Here is a 13636-nt window from a genome sequence, read left to right as displayed (position 1 = left end):
AGCGCGGCGGATTAGGTGCGCTCGCAACGTTACACGCGAAGCGGCGTTTTTATCATCACCTCGACCGGCGGGAAATCATGAAGCCGGCTAAGGGAAACGGGGAAATATCATGCAAGTCGGTTCCATTGTCCGAACGGTACATATCGCCGTGCCGCAAGGTGCGCGCGGAATCGTCATGCGCATTCTTGGCGACATGGCGATGGTGGCGTGGTACGCCGGCGAGCCCGGCGCCTCGCAGCAACTGAATACCGAACCCTTTTTCCTTGAAGATCTGATCGATACCGGAGACCTGATACGTCCGGCCGGCGCGCAAACGCATTGATGTGGGCCGCAGCGGCGGCATCTGTCGTTGCCTCTTTAATTGCTACGTTTCGTTGCACTTCCGTGACACGCATGGGCAGGTCATGCGCAGATTGTAGTGAAGCTGTAAGGTGAGGCCGGTTGGCGGGCTTTAGCGCTCCTCCGCTTCCGTCGGTTCTCGTCTGCTCTCGTCTTTACCCGCTGCGCGGCGCACAATGCGGGGCATGAACGACACCATTCCCGATCCTTCCCATCCCGAGGCTGGCGCGAATAGCGCCGTGCCGTTCGCGCGGCTCACGCCGGAAACCGTGCTCGACGCACTCGACGGCGTGCTTGCCACCGACGGGGTACGCACCGACGGTCGGCTGCTGCCGCTCAACAGCTACGAGAATCGCGTGTATCAGGTCGGCGTCGAAGACGGTCCGCCGGTGGTCGCGAAGTTCTATCGCCCCGAGCGCTGGAGCGATGCCGCGATCCTCGAAGAACACGCGTTCGTCGCCGAACTCGCCGCGCGCGAAATTCCGGTCGTGCCCGCGCGTGTGCTCGAGGGCCGCACGTTGCACACGTTCGACGGTTTCCGATTCTCGGTGTTCGAGCGGCGCGGCGGCCGCGCGCCCGATCTCGACCGGCGCGACACGCTCGAATGGCTGGGCCGTTTTATCGGCCGCATTCATGCGATCGGGCAGACGCAGAATTACGCGGAGCGTCCCACGCTCGACATCGACACGTTCGGCTACGAGCCGCGCGACTTTCTGCTCGCGCATCGTTTCGTACCGGATGATTTGCGCACCGCGTGGGAAACGGCAGTCAATCTCGCGCTGGAAGGCGTCGCGCGCGCGTTCGAGCGGGCCGGCGAAATTCGCACGCTGCGTCTGCATGGCGACTGTCATCCGAGCAACGTGCTGTGGACCGATGCCGGCCCGCATTTCGTCGACTTCGACGACAGCCGCATGGGTCCCGCGATTCAGGATCTCTGGCTGCTGCTGCCGGGCGAGCGCGCGGAGGCGTCGCGTGCATTGACGGATCTGCTCGCCGGTTACGAGGATTTCTGCGAATTCGAGCCGCGCGAACTGCATCTGATCGAAGCGTTGCGCACGCTGCGGCTGATTCACTATCAGGCGTGGCTCGCGCGGCGCTGGAACGATCCGGCTTTCCCGGCTGCGTTTCCGTGGTTCAACACGCAGCGTTACTGGGAGGAGCGCATCCTCGAGATGCGCGAGCAGATCGGCGCGATGCAGGAAGGGCCGTTGTGGCCGGTGTGAAGTTCGGCGTTTGTGCAGACGTTTGCACAGACGTTTCGGGTTACGCGCGCCTCAAGGCGTCTGAGGCGCCTTCGACGCCACGCTCGACGACTCCATCAGCGTCGACCTGACGATCACCTCCGCGCGCACGTCGCGCCCGATCGCTTCGATCGCGGGCCGCATCCGCGTGAAATCGTCGGGCGTGCAGACTTCGCTGTCGAAATGGGTGGCGCCGTCGCGCGCCATCGTTACCACATTGGTCTGCGGATCGAACGCGTATTGCGACGTGAAATCGACGAAGCGGTCCTGCGTGCGTTGCGCCTCCGGCATATCGAGCACGCGAAAATTGGCGGGCAACTCGATGCGCGCGCTTTCGTGGATCGCGAGGTTGTGACACACGAACGGCTGCGTGCGCCTGCGTTCGCCGAGCCAGTAGCGCGTGTCCGCTTCGACGCCGCCGCCGAGGCTCGTCAACGCCCGAATGGATGCCGTCATGCCGGTCACGACGAGGTCTTCGAGCGTGCCTTTCATGGTCAGCGTGAGCGGGCCGTCGGTAGCGGCGAGGTCGCTCGTCGTGAGCGTCGCGGTGCCGCGCAGATTCGCGTTGCGCAACTCGGCCTGAATCGATTCCTCGCGCTGCGCGGGCGTTTGCGTGCGCAGTCTCTCGCGGCCCTGTTCGGCGTACGGTCCCGCGTCCTGCAAGCGGTACGTGAAGCTCGCCGAGCCATCTGGTGCGACCTTGATCGCGAGTTCGGTGCTGCGCGTCATCGGCGCGGTGGCCGGCGTTTGCGCGAGCACGCCAGCGCCGACCAGCACGGCCGGGCGGTTCATGTCGGACGCGGGCAGAAAGCCGAATTCCACATTCGACGCGGTCGAATCCGCGTAGAGCTGCAAGTCGGGCAACCAGGTGATCGCGTGATTGATCACGCCGTAGCCGGCCACGCTCGGCAGCGTGTAGATCGTGCCGCTGCTGATCAGCGCCGGTTCGTTGCGCACGCCGAGCGCATCGAGCAGCGCGCCGTACAACGCGACGTGGTCCTTGCAGTCGCCGTAGCGGTTGGCGAGCACCGCGCTTGCGCTGTGCGGCACGACCGAGTCGCGGCCGACGTAGATCGCGACGTAGCGCACGTTGCGGCGTACCCAGTCGTAGAGCGTTTTCGCCTTGTCGCGCGGCGTAGCGTCGTGCGCGGTGAGCTGCCGCGCGAACTGCGCGATCGCGGGGTCATGCGTGCCCTGGGCCGCCGCCGACTCGCGATAGGACGCGGCGAACGCCGCATAGCTCGGGAACGTCGACACCATCAGCCGGTCGCCATACGACACATACGCGATCGAGCCGCGTTCGAGCCGGTCGAAATGCGCTTTGTCGTAGCGGAATTCGTAGCGCGTGCGGCCGTCGCGCGTGACGGGCTGCAGCGCGTTGAAGCCGCGCGCGTCGGCGTAGAGCGGCTTGTCGGCGGGCAGATCGTAGATCAGGCGCAAGTTGCGCGTCGGCGCGAGATCGGGCGGCGTGAAGTCGCTGAACTCGCCCGGCACGATCGGCTGTCTTTGTGTCTTCCGGTAGGTCAGATGCACGCGCGCGCCCGGTTCGACCGCCGGAAACACGATCACCTTTTCCTGGATGTCCTGGAACATCGGCGCGTCGAACGAACGGGCTTCCTGCACGTCGCGGATCTGCTCGGGCTGCACGTCGTGCCGCTGGCCGTCCGCGGTGAGCGTGTAGGCCTCGAGAATCCGCACGTCCGCCATGTTGCGGTTGAACCAGACGTATTGCTGCGCGACCCGGCTGACGCCGGCTTCGTTGTTCACGCGTAGCGTCATCGAATCGAGCTTGGAGTACGAACCGTCCGCGTTGACCGTGAAGGTCTGCGTCTCGCCTTCGTTGGTATAGGGGTCGTCCAGCTTGACGGACACGCTCGCGCTCGCGGCGTGAAAGCCGACGAGCCAGCCGAGCGAAGCAACGCGGACGAGCACGGAGAGGCGCATGACGGGGGGTATCCGAACGGTGACGTTGACGGGATCGCCAGCTAGCGTCGGTTCGCGCTGCATGGATGTCAAGCGGCTTGCTCGCATTCCGCTTGACGTGGGTCTATGCACGTCGTGCACGTCATGCGTACCGTGTAGCCGCCATTGAGCAAATCACTCAAATATGTAATGATAATGATTCTCAATTGAGGGGCGCCGCCAGCTTCCCGTCACATTTCTCCTCCTCTGTGACTGCCAGCCAGCCTCTCAACCGGATCGCCCGGACCGCAAGCCGGGCGATCCGACTCCTTCCTGCTTCCCGCTTTTTTCCCGCTTCTGCCGAATAAGCGGGTCCGCCGCCGGACAGCGCGGCGCTTGTGTTCACGCGAGCAAACGTAGCCGCGAGGTCGACACCCGCAAACCGGCAGCCGGGCGCAGCGCTACACGCTGCAAGCAGCCCCGCCCGACGCCGCAATTTCCCGCGCGGCCTTTGCACCTTCGACCTGCAGCAGCGTCGGCAGCGACACGCCGTTCTTCGCCGCGGTCACCTCCGCGAGAATCGACACCGCGATCTCAGGCGGCGTGCGACTGCCGATATAAATACCGACCGGCCCATGCAAACGCGCCAACTCGGCCTCGTTCAGATCGAACTCCTTGAGCCGCTCGCGGCGCGCGTGATTGTTTCTGCGCGAGCCGAGCGCACCGACGTAAAACGCCGGCGTTTTCAGCGCTTCCATCAGCGCGAGGTCGTCGAGCTTCGGATCGTGCGTGAGCGCGATCACCGCGCAGCGCTCGTCGAGCTTCATGTCGATCACCGTGTCGTCGGGCATCGTGCGCACGATCTTCGTGCCGGGCACGTCCCATTCCTCGGTGTATTCTTCGCGCGGATCGCAGACGGTGACCTGATAGTCGAGTCCCACCGCGATATGGCACAGGTAGCGTGACAACTGCCCCGCGCCGATCACCAGCATCCGGTAGCGCGGCCCGTGGATCGTCAGCAGACGTTCGCCGTCGAAGTGCACGCCGTCGGTGGCCTGCGCGTTGTCGAGCCGCACCGCGCCCGTTGTCATGTCGAGTGCGCGCGCGACCAGCCGGCCGTTCTCGACCGCATGACACAGCTCGGCGACGCCGCTGGCGAGCGTCAACGGTTCGAGCACCAGCTGGATCGTGCCGCCGCACGGCAGTCCGAAGCGATGCGCCTCCTCGGCCGTGATGCCGTACTTCACCGCTTCCGGATGCGTCTGCTCGATGCCCCGTTGCCGTACACGATCGATCAGATCGTCCTCGATGCAACCGCCCGATACCGAGCCCACCACGAGTCCGTCGTCGCGCACCGCGAGCATCGCGCCTTCGGGACGCGGCGACGAACCCCACGTCTTCACGACCGTCACGAGAAGCGCGCGATGTCCTTCTTCGAGCCAGCGGGCGCTGGATTTCAAGACCTCGAGATCCACGCTGTCCATGATTTCTTCCCTTTCTTTGCGTCGCCGTCGGACTCGCCGTCCGCGGCCTCGTTCGATTCTGTTTGCGCGGCGGCCGCGGCAGCATCGGATTGCTCTGCCGCGGCACCGCCATCTATTGCCTCGCCGCTATTGTCGCCCGAGAGCTGGGCGCTGAAGCGCCTGAAAAATTCCCCGGCAATCTTGCGCGCCGCACCGTCGACGAGTCGCGAGCCGATCTGCGCGAGCTTGCCGCCGACCTGCGCGTTGGCCGTGTAGCTGAGCTTCGTCGCGGCATCGCCGTCGGCTTCGAGCGTGACTTGCGCATTGCCCTTCGCGAAACCGGCGGCGCCGCCCTGGCCTTCGAACACGATCGTGTAGGTGTTCGGCGCGTCGATGTCGGTCAGTTGCATGCGTCCCTTGAAGCGTGCCTTGACCGGGCCGACCGCCGCGCTCAGCGCGACGAGGTACGCGTTCTCGCCATCGGGATCGATGCTTTCGCAGCCGGGGATGCACGCGCGCAGAACGGCGGTGTCGTTCAACGCGTCCCACGTTTGCTGCTGCGCGACCGGCAGCGTGTGAGTCTCGGTCAATTCCATGGCGTTGCTCCTGCGGGTGTCGTCGCGGCGACGGCGTGGCGAGGCGCGCGCGTGAGTTGCGCGAGGTCGCGGCCGAACGCGGCGAGACTGTCTAGATTATGAACCGGACGATGCGCGTCGACATGCGGCAGGATCGCCTGCACGCCGCGCGCTTTCGGAGTGAAGCCGCTGAAACGCAGCAGCGGATTGAGCCATACGATGCGATGCGCGAAGCGTGCGAGGCGCGCCATTTCGGTGTCGAGCATATCGATCGCTTCGTGATCGAGGCCGTCGGTGACGAGCAGCACGGTGGCACGACCGTTCAGCACGCGACGTGCCCAGCGTCGGTTGAATTCGGCGAGCGCCGCGCCGATGCGCGTGCCGCCCGACCAGTCGAGCACCTGATCGCTGAGCGCGGCGATCGCCACGTCGGGGTCGCGCTCGCGCAACGCGCGCGTGGCGTTGGTGAGCCGCGTGCCGAACAGGAACACCTGCAGACGTTCGCGCGATTGCAGCAGCGCGTGGCAGAAATACAGCACCGCGCGCGAGTAGTGGCTCATCGAGCCGGAGATGTCGAGCAGCAACACGAGCGGCGGCTTGCGCTCGGCCACCGCGCGATATTTCCACACGGTCCAGTCGCCGCCCGCGCGCACCGCGTGGCGCGCGCTCGCGCGCAGATCCGCGTGCGTGCCACGCGAGGCCGCTTTCAGACGACGTGTCGGCTCGGTTGCGAGCGGCAGACGCTGGCCGCGAATCAGATGACGTAGCGTGCGCCATTCGTCGGCGCTGAGCGTGTCGAAATCGCGGTGACGGAGCCGCTCTTCCGCGCTGAACGTAAGCTGCGCGTGCAACTCGTGCTGCTCGGTTTCCTGCTGCGCGTTGACGTGCGGCGACGGCGGCATGCGCACCGCGAGCGCGTCGGCGAGACGGTTGTTGCGTTTAGGCGGCGGCAGGCCGTCGCGTACTTTCGGCAGCAGGAGCGAGCGCAGTTTGCCTTCCCAATCGGGATCGCGCCAGAACAGCTCGAACGCGGCGTCGAAGAGTTCGCGTTCGTCGGGAGCGGTGACGAGCAGCGCCGCGAGCGCGGCGCGCACGTCGTCGCGGCGGCCGAGGTCGATCCATTGCAGCGCGGCGAGGGCGTCGACCGCCTGCGCGGGCGACATCGGCAAACCCGCGCCGCGCAATACGCGCACGAAATGGACGACGTTGCGCGCGAGCATCGGCGCGTCCGCCTTGTTCGCGTAGTGAGGGTTGACTGTGCCAGATTCGTTCGTCATCCAAACGATCCTCACGTGGACAGGCATTGAGCGATCTGCGCGGCGTCGACGCGCGCGAGATCGTCCTGATACTTGAGTAGCACGCCGAGCGTGTCCTGCACCGATTGCGGATCGAGTTCGGTCGCCGATAGCGCTTCGAGCGCGCGGCACCAGTCGATCGTCTCGGCGATGCCGGGTGCCTTGAACAGATCCATGCCGCGCAGCCGATGCACGAAATCGACCGCGCGCCGCTGCAATTGCGCCGACGTGTGCGGCGCCCGCGCGGCGACGATTTCGAGTTCGCGCTCGCGATCCGGATAGCCGATCCATTGGTACAGACAGCGGCGCTTCAACGCGTCGTGCACTTCGCGCGTGCGGTTCGACGTCATGATGACGAGCGGCGGCTGCGTCGCGCGCACGGTGCCGTATTCGGGAATCGATACCTGGAAGTCCGACAGAAGTTCGAGCAGGAAGGCCTCGAACGGCTCGTCGGCGCGATCGATCTCGTCGATCAGCAGCACGCGGCGCGCGCCGGGGTGGTTTTCGTCGGGCATGAGCGCCTGCAGCAGCGGACGCTTCAGCAGGAATTCACCGCGATACAGCGTGTCGTTGTCGGGACGCTCGCCGCTTGCTTCGGCAAGGCGCAGCGCCATGATCTGGCGCGGGTAGTCCCATTCGTAGAGCGCGCTCGCGGTGTCGAGGCCTTCGTAGCATTGCAGTCGCAGCAGCGTGGTGCCGAGCATGCCGGCGGCGGCTTTTGCGAGTTCGGTCTTGCCGACGCCCGGCTCACCTTCGACGAACAGCGGCCGCTCCATGCGCAGCGCCAGATACAACGCGGTCGCCAGCTCGCGGCTCGCGAAGTAGCGTTGGGCGGCGAGTTGGGCGAGGGTGTCGTCGATTGAAGCCGGCTGCATGGTGGTCCTGAATCTGTGCGATCTGCTGGGGCTGACGTGGCGGATGAATGTCGAAGCGCGGCGCGTGCATCGTGCCACGCGAGCTACGGGCGACAGCGCCGCACGAAAAAGCGTACTGACGTCGCGCATCGGCGCGCATGCGCAAAGCGGGCGAAGCCGGCTTGTCCACGCGATACATCGACACGCGGCAAGCCGGCCCGATTAGTCAAGATTGCTAACTATTCGCCTTCGTAACTGCGCGCGCGGCAATCACCGGAATCAGATGCGCGCGGTACGCGGCGCTCGCGTGCATGTCGTCGTTCAGCGCGTCGGGCGCGACGCTGACCGCGCGTGCGGCGTCCGGCGTGAAGTTCGCCGATAGCGCGCTTTCGAGCTCCGTCGCGCGAAACACCGACGCCGCCGCGCCCGTCACCGCCACGCGCACACCGCTCGCGAACTTCGCGACGAACACGCCGACCAGCGCGAAGTGCGAGGCCGGATTGCGGAATTTCTCGTACGCGGCCCGCTCCGGCACCGGAAACTCGACCGCGACAATCAGCTCGTCGGGCGCCAGCGCGGTCTCGTACATGCCGACGAAGAAATCGCCCGACGCGATGCGCCGCCGGTCGGTGACGATCGTCGCGTCGAGCGCCAGCGCCGCGGCCGGATAGCACGCGGCGGGGTCGTTGTTCGCGAGCGAGCCGCCGATCGTGCCGAGCGCGCGCACCTGGCGATCGCCGATATGGCCGGCGAGATCCGCGAGCGCCGGCAGCACGCGCCGCACGTCGGCGTGATCGGCGACGTCCGCGTGACAGACGGCCGCGCCGATCGTCACCTTGTTCGCGTCGACGGTGATCGACTTCAGCGCGGGAATGCGCGTGACGTCGACCAGTTGCGACGGCTGCGCGAGGCGCAGGCGCATCGTCGGCAGCAGGCTTTGGCCGCCGGCCAGAAATTTCGCGTCGCTGTCGGCGGTGAGGGCTGCGGCGGCCGCTTTGGGATCCGTCGCGCGTTGATACTCGAATGAATACATGTCGAATGCTCCGCTCAGGATCGTTGGTCAGGGCTGCGCCGCCTGTTTGCCCGCTTGAATCGCGGACCACACGCGATGCGGCGTCGCCGGCATCTGCAGCTCGGTCACGCCGAGCGGCGCGAGTGCGTCGATGATCGCGTTGATCACCGCCGGCGGCGAGCCGATCGCGCCCGCCTCGCCGCAGCCTTTGACGCCGAGCGGATTGTGCGTGCACGGCGTGCCCTTCGAGGTTTCGACGTTGAAGTCGGGCAGGTCGGACGCATGCGGCATCGCGTAGTCCATGTACGAACCCGATAGCAACTGGCCGCTCTCGTTGTCGTACACGCAACGCTCCAGCATCGCCTGGCCGATGCCCTGCGCGAGCCCGCCATGCACCTGGCCTTCGACGATCATCGGATTGATCACATTGCCGAAATCGTCGACCGCGGTGAACTTCTGGATGCGGCACACGCCGGTGTCGGGATCGACCTCGATCTCGCAGAGGTACGCGCCGGACGGATACGTGAAGTTGGTCGGATCGTAGAACGCGCTTTCTTCGAGGCCCGGCTCGAGCACGTCGAGCGGATAGTTGTGCGGCACGTAGGCGGCGAGCGAAATCTCCGCGAACGCCTTGGTGCGGTCGGTGCCGGCGACGCGGAACACGCCGTTGCTGAACTCGATGTCTTCGGCCGACGCTTCGAGCAGATGCGCGGCGATCTTCTTCGCCTTCGCCTCGATCTTGTCGAGCGCCTTCGAGATCGCCGAGCCGCCCACCGCGATCGAACGCGAACCGTAGGTGCCCATGCCGAACGCGATGCGGCCGGTGTCGCCGTGTACGATCTCGACGCTGTCGAGCGGGATGCCGAGGCGGTCCGCGACCACCTGCGCGAAGGTCGTTTCGTGTCCCTGACCGTGACTGTGCGAGCCGGTGAAGACCGTCACCGAGCCGGTCGGATGCACGCGGATCTGGCCGACTTCGAAGAGGCCGGCCCGCGCGCCGAGCGCGCCCGCGATGTTCGACGGCGCAAGCCCGCACGCTTCGATGTAGCACGAGTAGCCGAGGCCGCGCCGCTTGCCGTTTCGTTCGGATTCCTGCCGACGCGCGGCGAAGCCCTCGACGTCCGCGAGTTCGAGCGCGCGCGTGAGGAGCGCGTCGTAGTTGCCGGTGTCGTAGGTGAGGCCGACCGGCGTCGCGTATGGGAACTGCGTGATGAAGTTGCGGCGGCGGATTTCGGCCGGATCGAGCTTCATGTCGCGCGCGGCCGCTTCGACCAGACGCTCGACGACGAACGTCGCTTCCGGACGGCCCGCGCCGCGATACGCATCGACGGGGACGGTGTTGGTGAAGACCGCCTTCACTTCCGCGTAGATCGCGGGCGTCGCGTACTGGCCGGCGAGCAGCGTCGCGTAGAGGATGGTCGGCACGCTGGAGGCGAACGTCGACAGATACGCGCCCATGTTCGCGATCGTGTGCACGCGCATCGCGAGGAACTTGCCGTCGGCGTCCATCGCGAGTTCGGCTTTGGTCACATGGTCGCGGCCGTGCGCGTCGGAGACGAACGCTTCCGAACGCTCGGCGGTCCATTTGACCGGCCGGCCGATCTTCTTCGACGCCCACGTGAGCGCGACATCTTCCGCGTACAGGAAGATCTTCGAGCCGAAGCCGCCGCCGACATCGGGCGCGATCACGCGCAGTTTCGATTCCGGCAGCGACAGCACGAACGCGGCCATCAACAGGCGCTCGACGTGCGGATTCTGATTCGCCACATACAGCGTGTAGCTGTCGTCCTGCGCCGAGAAGCTCGCGTTGACCGCGCGCGGCTCGATCGCGTTCGGCACGAGGCGGTTGTTGACGATGTCGAGCGTGGTGACGTGCGCGGCTTTCGCGAACGCGGCGTCGGTCGCGGCCTTGTCGCCGTGGCCCCAGTTGTAGCAGATGTTGTCGGGCACTTCGTCGTGCACGGCCGGCTGGCCCGCATCGGCCGCATGCGCGGTGTCGACCACCGCGGGCAGCACGTCGTAATCGACGTCGATCAATTCGGCGGCATCTTTCGCGGCCTTGATCGACTCGGCGATCACCAGCGCGACCTGGTCGCCGACGTGGCGCGCTTTCGTATGCGCGATCACCGGATGCGGCGGCTCGTTCATCGGCTTGCCGTCGGTGCTATGAATCAGCCAGCCGCACGGCAGGCCGCCGACGTTCTCCGCCGCGAGGTCCGCGCCGGTGAAGATCGCGACCACGCCGGGCGACTGCTTCGCCGCGCGCGTGTCGATGCGGCTGATCTTCGCGTGCGCGTGCGGCGAGCGCAGGAACACCGCGTAGGTTTGCTGCGGCAGCACGATGTCGTCGGTGTACTGGCCTTTGCCGGTCAGGAAGCGATAGTCTTCCTTGCGTTCGACGGCGGCGCCGATCAGGCTTGGGGTATCGGGTGCGTTCATCGTCGGCTCCTCAGGCGGCGGGCGCGGTGGCCGCGCCTGCATGTGAGCCTGCGTTGATGCCGGCATTCGTGCCCGCATTCGCGCCGCACGACTTCATCCCTTCGGCGCCTTCGAGCACGGCCTTGACGATGTTGTGATAGCCCGTACAGCGGCACAGATTGCCGTCGAGTTGTGCGCGCACGTCGTCGCCGGTGAGGTCGGGTTGACGCTGCACCAGCGACACCGCGCTCATCACCATGCCCGGCGTACAGAAGCCGCATTGCAGACCATGGCAGTGCTTGAACGCGGCCTGCATGGGATGCAGCGTGCCGTTGTGCGCGAGTCCTTCGATGGTGGTGACTTGCGCGCCGTCCGCTTGCGCCGCGAGGATGTTGCAGGACTTGATCGCGCGGCCGTTCAGATGCACGGTGCAGGCGCCGCATTGGGCCGTATCGCAGCCGATGTGCGTGCCGGTCAGTCGGAGTTGGTCACGCAGGAACTGGACTAGCAGGGTGCCGGGATCGATCGAGGCGCTTACGGGGGCGCCATTGACCGTCAGACTGATGCTGATCGTCATGAAGCTGTCTCCTTTGTTGGCCGCAATGAGCGCCTTGGCGCTGACTGCGTCCCATGCAAGGTCGCTGCTGTGGGTGAGACCGGACCTGTGTTTTTTATTGCCCCTGCTGTGCTTCGACTGCGTGCTGATTGCGATTCGCGAGGTCCGATGCGGGTGCTGCGGGTGTTATAGGTCTGCCGAAAAGTAAAGCACAAATCGCGCGAGCGCGCTATGAGGGGAAGTGTGTTCGGTGCGCGCGGGCGCACGCAGCAGCGCGTGAGATCCGACGAACCGGGTGCCCAAAAGCGTTGCGCCCCGTCATGCGGTACATGACGGGGCGCAACGATAGATCAGCGGAAAGGCCGGGGTTCGGGCCGCGCACGTCGAGCACGTCGAGCGCTTGAACGCGGCCTCGCCAGCGTAGAGACTTACTTCGGACTTACTTCGCCAGTTTCGAATGACGGCGCGAGTAGCCGAAATAGACCAGCATGCCGATCGCCAGCCAGATGCCGAACGCGCCCCACGTGACGCCCTTCAGATTGAGCATCAGGAACAGGCACGATGCGACGGCCAGCACCGGCACGACCGGCACGCCCGGGCAGCGGAACGCGCGCGGCAGGTCCGGGTGCGTCTTGCGCAGCACCAGCACCGCGATCGACACCATCGAGAACGCGGCGAGCGTGCCGATATTGATCAGTTCAGCCAACACATTGAGCGGCACCAGCGCGCCGATCAGCCCGAAGAAAATGCCGACCAGCCACGTCGTGAAGAACGGCGTCGAGAAACGCGGATGCACTTTCGACAGCTTGGCCGGCAGCAGGCCGTCGCGCGACATCGCGAAGATCACGCGCGTCTGGCCGTAGGCCATCACCAGAATCACGGTCAGCATGCCGAGTACCGCGCCGAGATCGATGAAGCCCGCGACCCAGTTCTGCCCCGCCAGTTGCAGCGCGTACGACACCGGGTGCGAGATGCCGACGAACTTCTCCGACGGCACGATGCCGGTGACGACCGCCGCGACCGCGACGTACAGCACCGCGCACACGCCGAGCGACGCGATGATGCCGACCGGCAGATCGCGCTTCGGATTCTTCACTTCCTCGGCCGCCGACGACACCGCGTCGAAGCCGATGAACGCGAAGAACATCACCGCGGCCGCGCCGAACACGCCGCTCCAGCCGTTCGGCATGAACGGATGCCAGTTGGCCGGGGTCACGTGGAACACGCCGACCACGATCACCAGCAGCACCACAGTCACCTTGATCGCGACCATGATGTTGTTGATCCGCGCGGATTCGCGGATGCCGACGGACAGCAGCGTGGTGATCGCCATCATCACGAGGAACGCGGGCAGATTGAACAGCGTGTGCACGCCGGGGATCGCGCCGGGCGCGGCCGTCAGCGCCGTCGGCAGCGATACGCCGAAGCCCGACAGCAGCGACTGCAGATAACCCGACCAGCCGACCGACACCGCCGAGGTCGCGAGCCCGTACTCAAGCATCAGGTCCCAGCCGATGATCCACGCGGCCAGCTCGCCGAGCGTCGCATAGGAGTACGTGTAGATCGAGCCGGCGACCGGGATCGTCGACGCGAATTCCGCGTAGGCGAGGGCAGCGAAGCCGCAGGCGATCGCCGCGATCACGAACGAGATCATCAGCGCGGGGCCGGCTTGCACGGCGCCCGTGCCGGTCAGCACGAAGATGCCGGTGCCGATGATGGCGCCGACGCCGAGGAAGGTCAGGTCCAGGCCGCCGAGGGCCTTTTTCAGGCCGGCGGTCTGAGCGCTGGTCGCGAGCAGATGCTCGACGCTCTTTTTGCGAAACAGGGACATTGGCGTGGGTCTCCAGTAGTGCACGCGTGTTGCGCGCCGAATGTCGGGATGTCGGGAAAACCCGCAATTCTAGCGGATGCGTACGCCGGGGCTGGCCGGCAGCGTCGTTTTTCAGTCTCGGACGACGGGCGGAAACTCCCGTCAGGAGGG

The 13636-nt window shown here is 66.1% G+C and carries 11 protein-coding genes; 2 read left to right on the top strand and 9 right to left on the bottom strand.

All coding sequences use genetic code 11. The annotated features are described in order from the left end of the window. Positions 1 to 109 precede the first annotated feature (109 nt). Together HHL14_RS21510 and HHL14_RS21505 are read left to right on the top strand one after the other, a co-directional pair. A complete protein-coding gene (locus tag HHL14_RS21510; protein WP_169499633.1) occupies positions 110 to 322 on the top strand; it encodes a hypothetical protein in 213 nt (70 codons plus the stop codon). A gap of 193 nt (positions 323 to 515) precedes the next feature. After that, complete coding sequence (locus tag HHL14_RS21505) at positions 516 to 1562, top strand: serine/threonine protein kinase (RefSeq protein WP_407945296.1); 1047 nt, start codon at positions 516 to 518, stop codon at positions 1560 to 1562. A gap of 51 nt (positions 1563 to 1613) precedes the next feature. Here the strand turns inward: HHL14_RS21505 and HHL14_RS21500 are convergent, their stop codons facing one another. The 9 genes from HHL14_RS21500 to HHL14_RS21460 all read right to left on the bottom strand — a co-directional run bounded on the left by HHL14_RS21500 (position 1614) and on the right by HHL14_RS21460 (position 13486). After that, a complete protein-coding gene (locus tag HHL14_RS21500; protein WP_169499631.1) occupies positions 1614 to 3524 on the bottom strand; it encodes a DUF3857 domain-containing transglutaminase family protein in 1911 nt (636 codons plus the stop codon). 419 nt (positions 3525 to 3943) lie between these two features. After that, positions 3944 to 4966 (bottom strand): XdhC family protein, encoded by a 1023-nt coding sequence (locus HHL14_RS21495; protein ID WP_169499630.1) that lies wholly within the window; start codon positions 4964 to 4966, stop codon positions 3944 to 3946. Next, positions 4939 to 5541, bottom strand: coding sequence for a CoxG family protein (locus tag HHL14_RS21490; RefSeq protein ID WP_169499629.1), 603 nt, complete (start codon positions 5539 to 5541; stop codon positions 4939 to 4941). The genes HHL14_RS21495 and HHL14_RS21490 overlap by 28 nt, the downstream gene beginning before the upstream one ends. Then, positions 5532 to 6797, bottom strand: a complete 1266-nt coding sequence (locus HHL14_RS21485) for a vWA domain-containing protein (protein ID WP_169499628.1) — start codon at positions 6795 to 6797, stop codon at positions 5532 to 5534. The genes HHL14_RS21490 and HHL14_RS21485 overlap by 10 nt, the downstream gene beginning before the upstream one ends. 11 nt (positions 6798 to 6808) lie before the next feature. Further along, positions 6809 to 7690: an AAA family ATPase gene (locus tag HHL14_RS21480; RefSeq protein ID WP_169499627.1), complete on the bottom strand. Its 882-nt coding sequence runs from the start codon at positions 7688 to 7690 to the stop codon at positions 6809 to 6811. A gap of 214 nt (positions 7691 to 7904) precedes the next feature. Further along, entirely contained in the window at positions 7905 to 8702 is a 798-nt protein-coding gene (locus tag HHL14_RS21475; RefSeq protein ID WP_169499626.1) for an FAD binding domain-containing protein, read from the bottom strand. Between the two features lie 27 nt (positions 8703 to 8729). Further along, complete coding sequence (locus tag HHL14_RS21470; RefSeq protein WP_169499625.1) at positions 8730 to 11120, bottom strand: xanthine dehydrogenase family protein molybdopterin-binding subunit; 2391 nt, start codon at positions 11118 to 11120, stop codon at positions 8730 to 8732. A gap of 10 nt (positions 11121 to 11130) precedes the next feature. Then, positions 11131 to 11676: a (2Fe-2S)-binding protein gene (locus HHL14_RS21465; protein WP_169499624.1), complete on the bottom strand. Its 546-nt coding sequence runs from the start codon at positions 11674 to 11676 to the stop codon at positions 11131 to 11133. Between the two features lie 418 nt (positions 11677 to 12094). Next, on the bottom strand, positions 12095 to 13486 hold the full coding sequence (locus HHL14_RS21460) for an amino acid permease (protein ID WP_169499623.1): 1392 nt from the start codon (positions 13484 to 13486) through the stop codon (positions 12095 to 12097). Positions 13487 to 13636 lie beyond the last annotated feature (150 nt).

The sequence above is a fragment of the Paraburkholderia antibiotica genome (assembly GCF_012927125.1).
Classification (GTDB): Bacteria; Pseudomonadota; Gammaproteobacteria; order Burkholderiales; family Burkholderiaceae; genus Paraburkholderia; species Paraburkholderia antibiotica.
Note: the sequence above shows the minus strand (reverse complement) of the source record. Positions and strands in the feature narration are given on the sequence as shown.

Coding starts and splice junctions, on each gene's coding strand:
- HHL14_RS21510 (WP_169499633.1), top strand. CDS start 110: ATGCAAGTCGGTTCCATTGTCCGAACGGTACATATCGCCGTGCCGCAA.
- HHL14_RS21505 (WP_407945296.1), top strand. CDS start 516: ATGCGGGGCATGAACGACACCATTCCCGATCCTTCCCATCCCGAGGCT.
- HHL14_RS21500 (WP_169499631.1), bottom strand. CDS start 3,524: ATGCGCCTCTCCGTGCTCGTCCGCGTTGCTTCGCTCGGCTGGCTCGTC.
- HHL14_RS21495 (WP_169499630.1), bottom strand. CDS start 4,966: ATGGACAGCGTGGATCTCGAGGTCTTGAAATCCAGCGCCCGCTGGCTC.
- HHL14_RS21490 (WP_169499629.1), bottom strand. CDS start 5,541: ATGGAATTGACCGAGACTCACACGCTGCCGGTCGCGCAGCAGCAAACG.
- HHL14_RS21485 (WP_169499628.1), bottom strand. CDS start 6,797: ATGACGAACGAATCTGGCACAGTCAACCCTCACTACGCGAACAAGGCG.
- HHL14_RS21480 (WP_169499627.1), bottom strand. CDS start 7,690: ATGCAGCCGGCTTCAATCGACGACACCCTCGCCCAACTCGCCGCCCAA.
- HHL14_RS21475 (WP_169499626.1), bottom strand. CDS start 8,702: ATGTATTCATTCGAGTATCAACGCGCGACGGATCCCAAAGCGGCCGCC.
- HHL14_RS21470 (WP_169499625.1), bottom strand. CDS start 11,120: ATGAACGCACCCGATACCCCAAGCCTGATCGGCGCCGCCGTCGAACGC.
- HHL14_RS21465 (WP_169499624.1), bottom strand. CDS start 11,676: ATGACGATCAGCATCAGTCTGACGGTCAATGGCGCCCCCGTAAGCGCC.
- HHL14_RS21460 (WP_169499623.1), bottom strand. CDS start 13,486: ATGTCCCTGTTTCGCAAAAAGAGCGTCGAGCATCTGCTCGCGACCAGC.